At 61.6% G+C, this 16,054-nt stretch carries 12 protein-coding genes; 10 read left to right on the top strand and 2 right to left on the bottom strand.

The window, feature by feature from the left end; genetic code table 11:
• Positions 1-272: 272 nt before the first annotated feature.
• The 5 genes from NF876_RS03625 to NF876_RS03645 all read left to right on the top strand — a co-directional run bounded on the left by NF876_RS03625 (position 273) and on the right by NF876_RS03645 (position 6,112).
• Entirely contained in the window at positions 273-614 is a 342-nt protein-coding gene (locus NF876_RS03625; RefSeq protein ID WP_373696618.1) for a FixH family protein, read from the top strand.
• Entirely contained in the window at positions 614-2,140 is a 1,527-nt protein-coding gene (locus NF876_RS03630; RefSeq protein WP_262267482.1) for an efflux RND transporter periplasmic adaptor subunit, read from the top strand. Before NF876_RS03625 ends, NF876_RS03630 begins: the two co-directional genes overlap by 1 nt.
• Entirely contained in the window at positions 2,137-5,298 is a 3,162-nt protein-coding gene (locus NF876_RS03635; RefSeq protein WP_262267483.1) for an efflux RND transporter permease subunit, read from the top strand. Before NF876_RS03630 ends, NF876_RS03635 begins: the two co-directional genes overlap by 4 nt.
• 246 nt (positions 5,299-5,544) lie before the next feature.
• Positions 5,545-5,667 carry a hypothetical protein gene (locus tag NF876_RS03640; protein ID WP_262267484.1) on the top strand — a complete coding sequence of 41 codons (123 nt, stop codon included), beginning with the start codon at positions 5,545-5,547 and terminating at the stop codon, positions 5,665-5,667.
• Position 5,668: 1 nt separating this feature from the next.
• Positions 5,669-6,112: a c-type cytochrome gene (locus NF876_RS03645; RefSeq protein ID WP_315974993.1), complete on the top strand. Its 444-nt coding sequence runs from the start codon at positions 5,669-5,671 to the stop codon at positions 6,110-6,112.
• A 97-nt stretch (positions 6,113-6,209) separates the two neighbouring features.
• On the opposite strand, the gene NF876_RS03650 is transcribed toward NF876_RS03645, so the two are convergent.
• Positions 6,210-6,935, bottom strand: a complete 726-nt coding sequence (locus NF876_RS03650; protein ID WP_262267485.1) for a cytochrome c biogenesis CcdA family protein — start codon at positions 6,933-6,935, stop codon at positions 6,210-6,212.
• 870 nt (positions 6,936-7,805) lie between these two features.
• Between NF876_RS03650 and NF876_RS03655 the strand changes: the two genes are divergently transcribed.
• On the top strand, positions 7,806-8,474 hold the full coding sequence (locus NF876_RS03655) for a transglutaminase-like cysteine peptidase (RefSeq protein ID WP_262267486.1): 669 nt from the start codon (positions 7,806-7,808) through the stop codon (positions 8,472-8,474).
• A gap of 37 nt (positions 8,475-8,511) precedes the next feature.
• Here the strand turns inward: NF876_RS03655 and NF876_RS03660 are convergent, their stop codons facing one another.
• Complete coding sequence (locus tag NF876_RS03660) at positions 8,512-9,654, bottom strand: L,D-transpeptidase family protein (protein WP_262267487.1); 1,143 nt, start codon at positions 9,652-9,654, stop codon at positions 8,512-8,514.
• 545 nt (positions 9,655-10,199) lie between these two features.
• Here NF876_RS03660 and NF876_RS03665 point away from each other — a divergent pair.
• The 4 genes from NF876_RS03665 to NF876_RS03680 all read left to right on the top strand — a co-directional run bounded on the left by NF876_RS03665 (position 10,200) and on the right by NF876_RS03680 (position 15,973).
• Positions 10,200-10,934: a hypothetical protein gene (locus tag NF876_RS03665; RefSeq protein ID WP_262267488.1), complete on the top strand. Its 735-nt coding sequence runs from the start codon at positions 10,200-10,202 to the stop codon at positions 10,932-10,934.
• 204 nt (positions 10,935-11,138) lie between these two features.
• On the top strand, positions 11,139-12,167 hold the full coding sequence (locus tag NF876_RS03670; RefSeq protein WP_262267489.1) for a Vgb family protein: 1,029 nt from the start codon (positions 11,139-11,141) through the stop codon (positions 12,165-12,167).
• A 47-nt stretch (positions 12,168-12,214) separates the two neighbouring features.
• Positions 12,215-12,559 (top strand): c-type cytochrome, encoded by a 345-nt coding sequence (locus NF876_RS03675; protein WP_262267490.1) that lies wholly within the window; start codon positions 12,215-12,217, stop codon positions 12,557-12,559.
• 1,278 nt (positions 12,560-13,837) lie between these two features.
• Positions 13,838-15,973, top strand: coding sequence for a calcium-binding protein (locus NF876_RS03680; protein ID WP_315974994.1), 2,136 nt, complete (start codon positions 13,838-13,840; stop codon positions 15,971-15,973).
• Positions 15,974-16,054: the final 81 nt, after the last annotated feature.

A 16,054-nucleotide genomic window follows, 5' to 3' on the forward strand; every position in this document is an offset into this window, starting at 1 on the left:
GGCAGCGCCTGCGATGCCCACGCCATGCATGACTGGGTTACAGACAAATGATTCTCCTCACCAAAGGACGTGCCCGTGTGGCTGCGTTCCTAGGGCTGGCCATGGTCGGAGCGGCCATCCTCGGCCTCATGACGACGGATCAGGCGGCCCTGCCGGCCTGGATCCCACCGTCCGTGGTTCAGGCCCTGCCCAACCGTTCGATTCTCCCGGGCTGGATTTTGCAGTCTTGGGATCAGGTGAAGGCGCAAGTCGGGTTCGCCGGGAACAGCACGTTGCCCCCCGTCTCGGCCGCCGAACTCAAGGACCATGCCTTTGAGCTTGTCCGAGACGAGGTGAAGCAGGGTGAAGCCACGGTGGATGTGCGCCTCGTTGAGGAGCTTTCCGGGAGGTCCGTCCCGGATGCGGTGATCTTTGCGCAGCGGATTGACATGGCTCCCGATGGGATGCCGACGATGACAGCCCCCATCGAGTTGATGCCGTCTCCTGAGCCCGGGATCTACCGGTTCAAGACCAACCTGACGATGGAGGGCGGCTGGCAACTCTCCCTGGCCGCAAAGGTGCAGGGCCAGACCGGCACCGTCCAAAACCGTCTTGTGTTTAAGGCGGTGCAGTGATGGATCAGATGACCCGATTTCGCGACTTCGAGCCACGCGAGCACCGGCCCGCGGACGGCAAGCGGTCATCCAAGCGCCTTCTGAACGCTGCTTTGGTGCTCCTGGCCCTGGGAGCCGGCATCTGGCTCGGCCTTCGCGCGGGCCAAGGCCGCCTCTTGCTGCCTGGCGGCTTTGCGCCACCGGGCTGGCTGGCCGCCGCGGGAGGCAACGGCTCCCCTCCCGCGGTGTCCGGCCCGACGGTCTATTACCGTGACCCGGACGGTAAGCCCTTCTACTCCGCCGGGCCAAAGAAGACCGAGAATGGCCGCGACTACGTTGCCGTTCGAGCCAGCGAGGACGTGAGCTTCGGCGACAGGCCGAAGAATGCTGCGGCTAGCCCGACCGAGGCCGATCAGAGCGGCGGCAAGAAGGTCCTCTACTACCGCAACCCCATGGGGCTGCCGGATACCTCGCCGGTTCCCAAGAAGGATTCGATGGGCATGGACTACCTGCCCGTCTACGAGGGGGAGGCGCAGGATGGCTCGACCGTCACGGTTTCCCCCGGCAGGCTCCAGCGCACCGGCGTCCGGTCCGAGCCGGCTGAGCGCCGTGTCGTCACCCGGCCGGTGCGGGCTCCCGGCACGATCAAGCTCGATGAGCGTCGTGTGGCAGTCATCGCCTTGCGCTCGGAGAGCTTCATCGAGAAGGTCGAGAACGTCACAACGGGCGAGCGGGTGCGCGCCGGTCAGCCGCTCCTGCGACTCTACTCGCCAGAGATCTCCGCCGCCAGCGCCCAGTATCTGAGCGTTCTGAACGACGGAGGCGGCGTTGCCGGCGGCCGCGCCGCGGTCCTCGAAGGAGCTCGCCGACGCCTGGAAAATCTCGACGTGCCGCCGGAGGCGCTGGCTGAGATCGAACGCGGACGGAAGGTGCCAACCACGATCACTTGGTCGGCCCCGCGGGACGGTCTCGTTCTGGAGCGCAACGCGACGGACGGGATGCGGGCGATGCCGGGGGATATCCTGTTCCGGATCGCCGATCTCTCTACGCTCTGGGTGCTCGCCGATGTGCCCGAGCACGATCTCGGCGCCGTCCGGCCGGGCCAAGCCGTCACGATCCGTGTGCGCAGCCTGCCGGGCCAAGCTTTCCCTGGCAAGATCGGCCTGATCTACCCGCAGGTGAACCCGGAGACCCGGACGGCCCGGGTCCGGATCGAAATCCCGAACCCGGATGGTCTCCTGCTGCCGGACATGTACGCCGACGTTGAAATCGCGACCGGGGCCGCCAAACCCGTTGTGGCCGTGCCGGACAGCGCGCTCATCGACACAGGCACGCGCCAAGTCGTGATCGTCGATAAGGGCGAGGGCCGCTTCGAGCCGCGCCAGGTCACGGTGGGCGCCAGCGGGAACGGCTTTGTCGAGATCCGCGAGGGCGTCGCGCCAGGAGACCAGGTGGTCGTGTCGGCCAATTTCCTCATCGATGCCGAAAGCAACCTGAAGGCCGCGCTCCAGAGCATGTCGGCTCCTGTCGCGGAGAAGGCCCAATGATCGCCCGGCTCATTGCGTGGTCCTCCCGCAACCTCATGCTTGTCCTGATCGGGACGGTGTTCGCGGTTGCGGCGGGTCTGTATTCCCTGCGCAGCCTGCCGCTCGATGCCATCCCGGACCTCTCGGACGTGCAGGTCATCGTCTACACAGAGTATCCAGGTCAGGCGCCTCAGGTCGTGGAAGACCAGGTCACCTATCCGCTCACCACGGCCATGCTGACGGTGCCGAAATCGAAGGTGGTGCGGGGTTTCTCGTTCTTCGGTGTCTCGTTCGTCTACATCATCTTCGAGGACGGAACCGACGCGTACTGGGCCCGCTCACGCGTGCTGGAGTATCTGAATGCGGCCGCACGGCGTCTGCCTGCCGGCGTCACCCCAAGCCTGGGGCCGGACGCCACGGGCGTGGGCTGGGTCTACCAGTACGCCGTGATGGCCAAGAACATGACCTTGGCCGAGCTGCGGTCACTGCAGGACTGGGTGGTGCGGTTCGCGGCCGCGAAGGGAGAAGGCGTCGCAGAGGTCGCAAGCGTCGGCGGGTTCGTCAAGCAATACAATGTGGTCGTGGACCCACGGCGGCTGCGCGCCCAGGGAGTGTCCCTCCAGGCGTTGCGAGAGGCGATCCGCACCAGCAATGCCGATGTCGGCGGGCGCACGGTCGAACTCTCCGAGTTTGAGTTCATGGTTCGGGGCCGCGGCTATCTCAGGAGCATTCAGGACATCGAGAGCATCGTCCTCAAGACGGATGCCGGGACGCCATTGCGTCTCGGCGACGTCGCGCGTGTCGAGATTGGGCCTGACGAGCGGCGCGGCGTCACCGAACTCAACGGCGAGGGTGAGGTCGCGAGCGGCATTGTCCTGCAGCGGTTCGGCGCCAACGCACTCAACGTGATCGAAAGCGTGAAGGCGCGGCTTGCTGACGTCGCTTCGAGTTTGCCGAAGGGCACCGAGATCGTTCCCGTCTACGATCGCTCGCAGCTGATCGAGGCGGCGATCGAAACACTTAAGGGCACGCTGATCGAGGAGAGCATCATTGTCGCCTTGGTGTGCGTCGTATTCCTGCTCCACCTGCGCAGCGCGATGGTCGCCATCCTGATGCTGCCCGTCGGCATCCTCATGGCATTTGGCGCCATGAGGCTCCTTGGGCTCGGATCCAACATCATGAGCCTGGGTGGCATCGCCATCGCAGTCGGTGCGATGATCGATGCGGCCATTGTGATGATCGAGAATGCCCACAAGCATTTGGAGCGGGCACCACCGGACCAGCCGCGGGTCGAGATCCTCGTCAAAGCAGCGATCGAGGTCGGACCGGCCCTGTTCTTCAGCCTGCTGATCATCACGGTCTCGTTCCTGCCGATCTTCACGCTGGAGGCGCAGGAGGGCCGCCTGTTTGGTCCGCTCGCCTTCACCAAAACTTTCGCGATGGCGGCGGCGGCCATCCTGTCCGTGACGCTCGTCCCTGCGCTGATGGTGATCTTCGTGCGCGGGCGGATCGTCCCGGAGCACCGCAACCCGATCAATCGCTTCCTGATCTGGATCTACAGGCCGATCATCCGTGGCGTACTCGAGGCTAAAGTCCTCACCATTGTGCTCGCCCTCGTGGCGCTCGGCGCAACGATCTGGCCGGCCCGCCAGCTTGGCTCCGAGTTCATGCCGGCTCTGGACGAGGGCACCTTGATGTACATGCCCACCACCCTGCCGGGCCTGTCGATCACCAAAGCGGCCGAGCTCATGCAGACGCAGGACCGGATCATCAAGTCGTTCCCGGAGGTGGCCTCCGTTTATGGCAAGGCGGGGCGGGCCCTCACCGCGACCGATCCCGCGCCGACCGAGATGTTCGAGACAATCATTACCCTGAAGCCGAAGAGCGAATGGCGGCCCGGCGTCACCATCGACAGCCTCAAGACCGAGATGGACAAGGCGCTGCAGTTCCCAGGCGTGTCGAACGCCTGGACCATGCCGATCCAGGCACGCATCGACATGCTCTCGACTGGTATCCGCACGCCCGTCGGCATCAAGGTATTCGGCACTGACCTTGCCGAGATGGAACAAATCGCACGCCAGGTCGAAGCCGTGGTGAAGGCGGTGCCCGGCACGTCGAGTGCCTACGCCGAGCGCGTGATCGGAGGCTACTTCCTCGATATCGTGCCGGATCGGATCGCCCTCGGACGCTATGGCCTGACCGTCGGCGATGTGCAGGACGTGATCGCCACGGCGCTCGGCGGCGAGATGGTCACCAACACCGTCGAGGGTCGCGAGCGCTACAGCGTTAACGTGCGCTATCCACGCGAGCTGCGTTCAAATCCGCAGGCCATCGCCACCGAGGTGCAGGTGCCAATGCCAAACGGGGGTGCGGTGCCCTTAGGAGAGGTGGCGAGCGTCAAGCTCACCCGCGGTGCGACCTCGATCCGGACGGAGAACGGCCAGCTCGCGGTTTACATCTTCGTCGACATCGTTGGACGCGACCTCGGCGGCTATGTCGCCGAGGCGCGGCAGGCGGTTGCGAGCGAGGTCAGGTTCCCGCCAGGCTATTACGTTCAGTGGAGCGGTCAGTTCGAGTACCTCGAACGTGCCGAGGCGCGACTCAAGATTGTGGTGCCGGTCACGCTGCTGATCATCTTCCTGCTGCTTTACTTGAACTTCCAAGCCCTGACCGAAACGCTCATTGTGATGCTATCGCTGCCCTTCGCGCTGGTCGGCGGCATCTGGCTGATGTGGTGGCTTGGCTTCAATATGTCGGTCGCAGTCGCAGTCGGATTCATCGCGTTGGCCGGTGTGGCGGCCGAAACCGGCGTCATCATGCTGATCTACCTCGATCACGCCCGGCAGGAAGTGCGGGAGGAGCGGGAGCGCCAAGGCCATCCGTTCACCCGCACTGATCTCTATACGTCGATCATGATCGGTGCAGTGGATCGCGTACGGCCCAAGATGATGACCGTCATTGCCATCATGGCGGGCCTGATTCCGATCCTGTGGAGCAGCGGCACCGGCTCCGAGATCATGCAGCGCATCGCCGTGCCGATGATCGGCGGCATGATCTCATCGACGGTACTGACGCTGGTGGTCATTCCGGCGATCTACGCGCTGATCAAGGGTCATGGCCTGCCCCGCACGGCTGACCGCCAGGAGGTTGCACCGGACTGGCCCCGTGCCGCCGAATGAAGGCCGAAGGCACACTCTATGCCTTCGTAATCGGGCGGTGTTTGGTGAAGGCCGGAGAGCCGCCGGTCGGTCTTGAAACCACCAGCAATGGCTTTGGGGATGGATATCTGCTCCATCTGGCGGCCGATCCCGCCAATCAAGCGTGTATTCGCCGTCACGAATGGCGGGAAGCTTCTCGGCAGCGCTGACCAGGGATGCACCTGGACCGCGCTTAGTCAGCCTCATTCGTGAACAAGGGAGGCAACAATGGGCATGATGGACGGCGCAGGTTGGATGATGGCGGGAATGGGATTGGCGTGGCTCCTGTCCGTCATCGTCCTCGTTATCGCGACGGCCGCGCTGCTCAAGTATCTCCGCGGCAGGTCGTGACGTGGGCAAGGTTCTGGCTCGGGGAGCGCTCTTGATAATCATCGGTGCTGCCGCCTTTGCGTGGCTCGGTCTCGAACGATTCGAGAGCCAAGGCGGTGCGGCTCAACTTGCACTCGGCGCCAGGCTCTATGCCGAGCGGTGCGCCTCGTGCCATGGCGCGAAACTTGAGGGCCAGCCCAACTGGCAGGAAGCCCTGTCGAACGGTCGCATGCCCGCACCACCACATGATGTGAGCGGGCACACGTGGCATCACAGCGATGAGGAGTTGTTCACGATCACGAAGAAGGGTTTGGCAGCGATCGTGCCAGGATACGAAAGCGACATGCCGGCGTTTGAGAGCTCACTGTCGGACGGTGAAATCCAGGCGATCCTCGCCTTCATCAAAAGCACGTGGCCGAAGCCGGCGCGCGAATACCAGCGGGCCCGCAACAGGCCCGGGACATGAGGATGACACAAGCCTTCGGACAGCCCGACGATCGACTCGAATGGGATCGAGGTCCGCACCAGAGCTTATCGTCGCTGGACCTGGGCCGTTTCGTGTCTCAGCCGAGCGTCGCGAGAGCCGGGAACGCCTCCAGAATCCAGAACGACATGTCAGTGATCCATCCGGCCAGGAAGGCTATGCCGGTCAGCACGAGGAGTCCCCCCATCGTCTTCTCCACCAGCGCGAAACGCGAGCGCATTCGCCTCAGCAGGGCAACAAACGGCTTCATGGCGAGTGCCGCAAGTACAAACGGGATGCCAAGACCTGCAGAATAAGCTGCAAGCAACAAGGCTCCCTGCGCAACGCTCTGCTCAGAGCCGGCAACAGTCAGGATCGCCGCTAATACCGGTCCAATGCAAGGCGTCCACCCGAATGCGAAGGCAAGGCCCATCGCATAAGCACCCCAGAGGCCGACCGGCTTCTCGATGTTGACCCGGGCCTCCCGATAAAGGAGCCGGATCCGGAAGATGCCCAGGAAATGCAGGCCCATGACGATGATGGCGAGACCTGCCACCGTGCTCAGCACATCGACATGTTGCCGGATCACCTGCCCCAAGGCCGAGGCCGTCGCGCCCAGTAGAACAAAAACCGTCGTGAACCCGGCCACGAACAAGAGCGCGGCCAACACCGCTCGTCCGCGGACGGCACCGTCACCGGCGCTCAACCGGTCGAAGGTGGTGCCGGCCAGGAAGGACAGGTAAGGCGGCACCAGTGGCAGGACGCAGGGACTCAAGAAGCTGATGAGGCCGCCGAACACGGCGGCCGGGAGGGAGACACTGAGCATAGGGGCTTCACTCTAGCCGGCCTCTGCGGTTGGAGAACTCCACAGCGGCTCAAGGTGGTTGTCAATGCAAGGCGCGGCATCTGGCCGTTCTTTGGGGATGGTTTCGCGTGGCGAGATCTTTGCCCTTGTTCGAACCTGTGTCTCGGTAATGCGGAGAAGGGCATAAGAACCTTGTGGGCTTGATTGCATCACGTTCACTGCTTGCCGCCGGGCGCGATCGATCATCGGGCTGCCAATATCAGGACGTGCCACGTGCGCAGTCAATGCGCGATGCAGTCGGGTCGGCACACACTTTTGTCATGTGTCCATCGTCGTATCCGTTTTGTCTTCTCGCCGCATCTATGAATCTGATGAGACGGTGTGCCGCCATGTTCACTCTGCTCCTTCCGTTGCCTGCCGCCGAAAGCCCATTGGTCGGCGTGTCCGGGTGGTATTGTAGCCTCATGAAGCCGGATTTGCGGCAGGCTCAGTCCGAGCTTCGGATCTAAGAAACGGCTTGCACAGCCGAGGCCGGCCTCCACTTCTGGCCCACCGCACCCTTGGTGAACTGCGAGGTTACCAGGCCGCACCATCGTTCCGGATCGGAGTTGATCGCTATGGGCGGTGTGCTGCTTGAACTCTGTGACGCTACGCTCAACGTGACGAGGTCCATGTGGACGGTGCTGACGTGCACGACGCCCTCCCGGTTGATGGCGTCAGCGGCAACCTGAGATCACGGCTGCGACACTGCGCCCGGGACAGGCGTGACAGCTCTGTCGGAACGAACCAGGGTGCGACCTGTTAACCTTTGTTTAACTTCTGCCTTGAGCGCTTCCCCACCGCTGTGCCAATGAAGATGAACAAATCCTTAACGGCACAGCGGTGGGGGCAATGCGCCAACCTCTCTTCGAGCTTCTGAGCGTTCGGCCTTTTTCCAGGATCACGTCCCGTTTCGCCGCTGTCTCCCTCGCTCTGACTGTCACTGTTGCCGCTGCGCAGGCGCAGACCCAGACGGGCAGCATCCTGCCGACCGTCACCCAGCCGGTTACCAAAGTCGGTGCGGCCAAGCCGATCATAGGCTGGGTCCGCTTCTGCGAGCAGAACCCGACCGAGTGCGCCGTTGACCCTGACGAGCCCGCTACCATCGAGCTCACGGCGAAGGTCTGGCAGACCCTTAACCAGGTCAACCAGCAGGTGAACGCCACAATCAAGGCTAGGACCGATTTCGATCACTGGGGCGTCGAGGACATCTGGGACTTTGCCGAGGACGGCTACGGCGACTGCGAGGACTACCAACTCGTCAAGCGCAGGCGCCTCGGCGAGGCGGGCATCCCGCGCCGGGCGATGCGCATGACCGTGGTGATCGACGAAGAGGGCGCAGGCCACGCAGTCATGATGGTGCGCACCACCCGCGGCGACTTCATTCTCGATAACAAGCGCAACGCGATCCTGCCCTGGCACACGACGGGCTACGTCTACATCAAGCGCGAGGGTGACGCGGGCTCGACCTGGGTGTCCCTTGGTGGCCGCACGTCGCCGACGATAACGGCCAATCAATAAGTCGAAGCCGCGGAGAAGCCCGGCACCCGGGTTGCGGTCAGCCTCCGAAGAGCGACCGCATGCGTCCTAACACCGAAGATCCTTGGCTATCCGCCGGCCCGGCGCTTGGCTCGGATACGCTGCCCGCCTGGGACGCGATTCCTGTGGCACGGCCCTGCCCAGCACCTGACCTCTGCGAAGCGTAAGCCGCCGGAGCCGAGGCACCCTGCGCGGGCTTCCCGCTTGCGGTGAGAACGACCTCCTGCGGCCCCGCTGCCAGGGCCTCGGGGCGGCTGATGTCACCGAGGCGCTTGCGGGCATTGGTGTCCACCGCAAGCGAGCCGCCCTGCCCTGCATTACCGTACAAAGCCTGCCGGAAACTCTCGTGTTGTCCGCCGTCCGCGTACACCAGCTTGACCGGCTGCATGCCATTGGCCGTCAACGCAGTCACTTGCTGATCGTCGGTCTGCCGCTTCTGCGCGACGGCCGCCATTACCGAGGGATCGCCGTTGAAGGCATACTGCTGGTTGGCAACGGACACGCGTGGCTCGTCCTTGGCGATCTCAAAGTAGTCGGAGCCTTCCTTGAGGTTCCGCCAGAAGGCGATGTTCGGGTCGAGACGGTGCCTTGTCAGGTTCTCCGCCGTAATCCGGAATGGATAGGACTGGAACTGGAAGCCGCGCTGACCGCCGGCGAAGGCCTCTCGCGCCAGTGCGTAGACTTCAGAGATGGCCTCATCCGTCATGGCGAAGCACCCCTGTGACGAGCACGAGCCGTGCACCATCAGGTGCGATCCCGTCCGGCCATGGGCGCGGTCGTACTCATTCGGGTAACCGAGGTTGAACGAGAGGTAGAGCTGCGAGTTCGGGTTCATCTGCGCGGGGGTGATCGTGTAGAAGCCCTCCGGCGCCTGGCGGTCGCCCTCACGGATCTTCGGCCCGAGTTGGCCCGACCAACGACACATGGGATAGGTCTTGAGCAGGGCGTATCGGCCGTCGCGGCCACGCTTCCAGACCTCGATCTCGGATTCCTTCTTGTAGGCCCGCATCAGGATCGGGTCGTTCGGCGACAGGCCCTTCGCTTCCATCAGCGCCATGGTGGCGGGCGGGATCGGCGCCAGGTGGCGCGTGGACATGTTCTGGCCTTGGCAGGCGGCGAGCGCAAGTACAAGGCCCGCCGCCAACACGATACGCTTTGTCATGGGGATCCCCGCGATCTGATCTGTCCGAGCGTTGCCGTCAGACAGGACCCGATTTTCTTAGATCATTTGCTTTAACTCTGTCTTACAGCGGGAATGCCTTCCTACAGCAGTCAAGCTCGTTCCAGGGTAGAAGTTGCCCTGAACTCTGGCAGGATTGAGGCGGTCCCGGTTTCTGTCAGCGCAGTCTGCGAAACAGAATCCGACTTGCGGCCTGACCGGAGGCATTGCGCTACCCTGCATCAGAATTATGAAACTGGGACGGCCGACGGTCAGCGCAGCTGATCCGCCTCCGTGGACCGTATCGATCACGCACTTCCATGATCTGCGCCAGGATCGCCTCATGCGGCTCGCGTTGGAGGGCGCGGCGCTTCTTGTTCCTCCGATGTGCTCTGGATCGACCTCTCTGATCTCACCCGCGGGGAGACGATGGGCGAGACCCTGCTTAGGCGTTCGATGCCGACGGGGCAGGAGAGACGCGAGGCGGACCGATGCCCGCTCGAGTCTTCCCGGAAGCGGGGGCAGCAAGCAACCGTCGGGCAGCGTGAATGCGCCGCGTCAAGACCTACGTCGGCCCTGGAAGGTTGGCTCTGCACAATGGTCGCGCAGCCAGTGCCGAGTTCCTCATAGAGGCACACATTCGAGAGCGTTCAAAAGTCTGCGAGCAGGATGTCGCAGCGGTGCCTTCGATCAGCCTTGATCCTTGCTCGAAAGAGCGAATGACTCCATGGTTGGAGCCATCAGCTGATAGACTGATTCCCAAACAACAAGAAACACACATGTGCAAATGGATGCCGGGACGTCACGACTGTGATGTAGTCGAGAGCGATGTCGCACGGGCAAAGTCACTGCTCATCGGGCTTCGCGTGAAGATCGACAATGGGGGCGATAGAAGGGCTCAGGCATATGGGCAGGCGCTGGTGCATGTTGCTGGTCTGCTGTCCACGTCTTTAAGTATCGCAGCATCCGACGCGTTGCTGGCACGCGGGATCCGCGCGGACGATCTGGACCATGCGTTCCGAGATCTTCAACGCAGTGCCGCGCGTTGTCGGACTTTTCTCGATCAGCCGTCCCCGATTGGCGAGATCGCCGACAGTCTTGCGGTTGCTTGTACGATTCTGTCAGAGCTTTACCGGATGAGGTTTCATGCGCTGAAGGCCGGCCACCCTCAACGGAGTGCGGCGGCAGATCAGGCCAGGATATTCGTTGAAGTAGTCGAAGCTCTGGTGCATCCGATCGAATGGAACGGCCCGATTCGTAGAGAGAGGCCGTTGGCAGCCTGAAAGGCGCATCCACGCTGAAGAGTTTCGCTTCGATCCTGTGGCCTCGCCCCGGGTCGAAGCGGATCACGGTCCGGCTCCGCACGTGAGCAAAGGTGTGATTGGGAGAATTCCCAATCTTGGCTACCCAAATACGCCACAACTGCGCTGATTGAATTGTGGCGTTGGCATCCCAGAAGGGTCAACTCAGGCGACTCGGACAGCGCAATGGCGACACAAGTTTGGCGCATGGTTCCTGCTGCTCAGGAGAATCTGGCCATGCCTTATGCCTGCCGCCTTGCTGTTGCCTTCGTGGCGATCGTCGCGCTCAGCGCATCCGGTGCAGCCCAGCAGTCGCAACAGACTTTTCCATTGCCCGATGGCGCCTATCCCCATGACGTCGCGCCTGCACCTGATGGCAAGATCTGGTATTCCGCGCAACGCAACGGCGCCCTCGGGATCCTTGATCCGAGCACAGGCCAGAGCCGCGAGGTCAAGCTTGGGCCGAAATCGGCACCGCACGGCGTGATCCAGGGCCCCGATGGCGCGGCCTGGCTCACCGACGGCGGACAGAACGCTATCGTGCGGGTTGATCCCGAAATCGAGCAGGTGCAGGTTTGGAAGCTTCCCGAGGGCACCGGATACACGAACCTGAACACCGCCGTGTTCGACAAGGACGGCGTGCACTGGTTCACGGGGCAGAACGGGTTCTACGGCCGGCTTGATCCGAAGACTGGAGATATGAAGGTCTGGAAGGCGCCGCGCGGCCGCGGCCCCTATGGCATCACGGCCACGCCGGAGGGAGACGTCTATTACGCCTCGCTCGCCGGCAACCACATCGCCCGCATCGACAAGGCCACAGGCGAAGCGACAGTGATCGAACCCCCGACGAAGGGCCAAGGCGCCCGTCGCGTCTGGTCCGACTCGAAGGGGCGCATCTGGGTCTCGGAGTGGAATGCCGGCCAGCTCGGGCTGTACAATCCGAAGGCGAACGCCTGGCGCGAGTGGAAGCTACCGGGTGACAAGCCGCAGGCCTACGCCGTCTATGTCGATGACAACGACATCGTCTGGGTGTCCGACTGGGGCGCCGATGCCATCCTGTCCTTTGATCCGGCCACCGAACAGTTCACGAGCTATCCGATGTCAGAGGCCGACGCCAACGTGCGCCAGATCCTCGGGCGACCCGGCGAGGTCTGGCTGCCGGAGTCGGGCGCCGACCGGCTGATGGTGATCCGCACCGCCCGGCAGTCGCAGTGAACTGGCAGCTTATCCCCGCCGCTGCCCTCCTGCTTGGGGTCCCTGCCATGGGCGCACGGGCTGACGGTGGTGACCCAGTGAGGGGCGAGACGGTGTTTCAGTACTGCTACTCCTGCCACTCCGTGCAGCCCGACGAAACGAACCTGCAGGGCCCGAACCTGCACGGGGTTGTTGGCCGCAAGATCGCGTCGCAGGAGGGGTTCGCCTACTCCCCTGCCCTGCGAACCTTCGCCCAACAGGAGGAGAGGTGGAGCGAGTCCCTCTTGGACCGTTACCTGGCTGCTCCCTACAAGCTGGTTCCAAAGACCAGCATGGCCTTCCCCGGCATTGAGGCGCAGGACGAACGTGCCGACCTGATCGCGTACCTGCGGTCAAAGGGCGAGAGCCATTGAGCCATCCCACCCTCGGTCAGTGTGTCTGCGGTGTCGGCCTCTCGCGACCGCTTGGCCCTCGTGTTCATGCTCGCCGATGGCGGCCATTTCGTTGTCCTCCCGTTCTTCTGACTTCCAGGCGACGATTCGCGGAAGCTCGAGAACGAGGATCGCACTGTGTCGGCACCACAGCTTCAGGAATTGGGCCAGCATTCGTCGTTGAGAAGTGATCTTCAGCGCTGTCCGCCCCCGGTCGCTCCCTGGTCCTCTGCGGCCAATTACTACAACCGATCTTGCATCGGGTTCTCCTACTACCCATGTCATTGAAGCCTTAGCTGATTGTAATCTGATGAGTGTTCATGAGGATGCGTCGGTGAGTGATTGGGTCGATTTCGACCAATGGCAAAACTGCGTGCGTTTGGAGCGACCCGGCTTTGTGTTCGAAGTCCGGAACGCCGAGGGACGGAGTCTGCTGACCACCTGTACTGTTCCTCTCCAGGTGCCATTTGATTGGAAATCACCGCCTGTGCATTTTCGCCTGGTTGAGGCACCCAGGCCGCGTCATTCAGATCCGATCCCGAAGCCGCAGATCTAACAGATCCGATCCCGAAGCCGCAGATCTAACAGATCCGATCCCGAAGCCGCAGATCTAACGGTACCGACCGGAAACTCATAGGAAGCTCTGCCGTAAGCCCTGTTGCGCAGGCGCGCTGCGGCCGGTCCGACCGTTGGTTCATCCCATGGGCGCCCTGCTGGTAGGTGAGCATGTCGACATAGCGTGGCGTACTGTGAATCTGGTACGGATGCATCTGCCCAATGAACTTGGAACACATCTCTGTCCGGATATTTCCAACCGAGCTCACCTCGCCCATGGACGGGTCTCTCATGTCATGCTCAGCATCTCCAGTCTCATGTGAGGCCGTCGGGGCGTCTACGTCATCGGAAGCGCCTCGGCCGTCCGGATCCGGGAACGCTCCAAGTGGGGAATGAGGCCCGCAGCGCGACGGGCGTGAACATCTCCTCAAAGAAGACCACAGCCCTCCACTATGATCCAAGTGGGAGAGCGACTGATGATCATGTGAAGATCGCTATCATTTCCAAGAACCTGATGATGGTCCGCCAAGGGTTTCCTGCTCATTTCAGTAACGTACGGACTTCATGAGTCTTATGCGCCTTGGGCTAACCATATATTTCTTGTCTTAACCAAATGAGTTAGTTCAAGCGCCAACGAGCTAATTGCGAACTCCAAGTGGAGCGTTATCCCTATCTTGGCGGAGTTGTATCGCTGGTCGGGGCAGTATGGCTGTTATCAATGGTTCCGGATTGGTTCAAGGTGGCTGGGAAAACGATTCGATTACCGGATCGGCCCAAAATGATACACTGATCGGTGGGAACGGCGTTGATACGCTGATCGGCGGCAACGGCAACGACCGGCTGATCAGCGGGGTGTACTCTCCGCCCACGCAAACTCTGCCTGAGTCATACTCCGATGCCGACGCAGGTGAGCGCCTTGAAGGCGGCTTGGGCAGTGATACCTATGTTGTCGGTGCAGGGGACATTGTTATCGAGACGGCGGGGGATGGCGGCACTGACACAATCGAATTTCGACCCGCTTACAACTACAACCAGTCCGATCCCAACCCAATCGAAAGCTTCACGCTTGGGAGTAACGTCGAGAACCTGATTTTTTACTCGGCTGGGGGTGGCGTCGATTTCTATGGTGTCGGCAACAATCTCAACAACGTGGTCAAGATCGCCACCGAAATGGAAGGTGCGCAGTACTATGTGGTTGCCACGCTAGACGGCGGCACTGGTGCTGACACCCTGATCGGCGGCAATGGGTCGGACACTTACCATGTGAACAGCCTTGACGATGTGGTGATCGACAACGGCGATCCAGGTATGGGTCACGACACGATTGTCACGATATTGAGGGAGTATCGGCTTGGAGCCGATATCGAAGCCCTCGTGTTCTCCGGATCAGGCAGTTTCGTTGGCTACGGCAACGAAAACAATAACACCATCGCGGGCGGCAACAGCAATGACACTATCTATGGCGGTGGCGGTTGGGATTATCTTTCCGGTGGCCTCGGAAACGACTATTACATCATCGACAACAATGGCTCTGCTGCCATTGAAGAATACGCCAATGGCGGGGTCGACACTGTCGAGTATCGCGGAGGCGGCGACATCTTCCTGAGCGAGAATGTCGAGAATGCCATCTATGCCGAGATGGGCAGCATTTTCATTACGGGAAATACCAGCAGTAACTTCATCGCAACGGATGACGGTAACGACACCCTCAGCGGTGGCAACGGAGACGACGGGCCAGATACCCTGTCGGGCGGCGGCGGCGATGACACTTATTGGGTCAGCCAAGGCGACATTGTGATCGAAGGGGATCGCCTTGGGACTGATACTGTCGTCTCCTTCGTGACGAACTATACCTTGGAAACAAACGTCGAAAATCTGATCCTTGAGACGGGCAGCACCGGCACCGGCAACGACCTCAACAACACCCTGACCGGCAACAATGGCAACAACGTTCTAAATGGGAGCAGGGGCGAAGACACGATCTCCGGCAACCTGGGCAACGACGTGCTCAACGGCGATGAGGGCAGCGATGTCATCTATGGTGGCAGCGGGAATGATCAGCTTAATGGTGGGATTGGTAGCGACACCCTCTCCGGCGGGTTCGGCAACGACACCATTAGCGGCGGGGAAGGTTATGACTACGTTGAGATCAACGGTGCGCGCGTAGACTTCACCATCACCAAGAATGCCGATGGCTCAATCACCATCGCGGACACATGGTCACTCGATGGCGATCTCGGCATAGACATCATCAGCGGGGTTGAGGCCTTTCACTTCCGCGATGGAAACGTGGCACTCGAAGACCTCTTGCCTCGTCATTCGGAGCCTCATCCATTGGTGCCTGTCGTCCCCTCCCCGCAGGCAATTTTCACTGGCGACAACGGCAGCAACTCTCTGATCGGCAATGAGGTTGCGAATGTTCTGAAAGGCCTCGGCGGCAGTGACGTGCTTAAAGGGCTTGACGGGAATGACACGCTCTACGGCGGCCTGGGACGTGATAAGCTCTATGGAGGAGCAGGGGCAGACATATTCGTGTTTGATACCAGGCCCAATGCCAAAACCAACAAAGATGCGATCCAAGATTTCCGGGTTGTCGATGATACACTTTGGATCAGCAACTCTGTCTTCACGAGAGTCGGAAGGGATGGTGATCTGAAAGCGTCTGCGTTCAGGGCCAACAACACGGGTATGGCACATGACTCGTCAGATCGGATCATCTACGACCGAGATAGCGGCATCCTCTATTACGATGCAGACGGCACGGGTAAGATTGCTGGAGTGGCGTTCGCAACGATCTCCAAGAAAATTGCGCTGACCTACAAGGATTTTCTCGTTATTTAGCTGACTTGCATAGAATTATGAGCCTGTATCACGTTAGAGCATCATAGGTTATGAGTGTGTGCGCACGATCCTCACGTGCGA

Source organism: Microvirga yunnanensis (genome assembly GCF_025460875.1).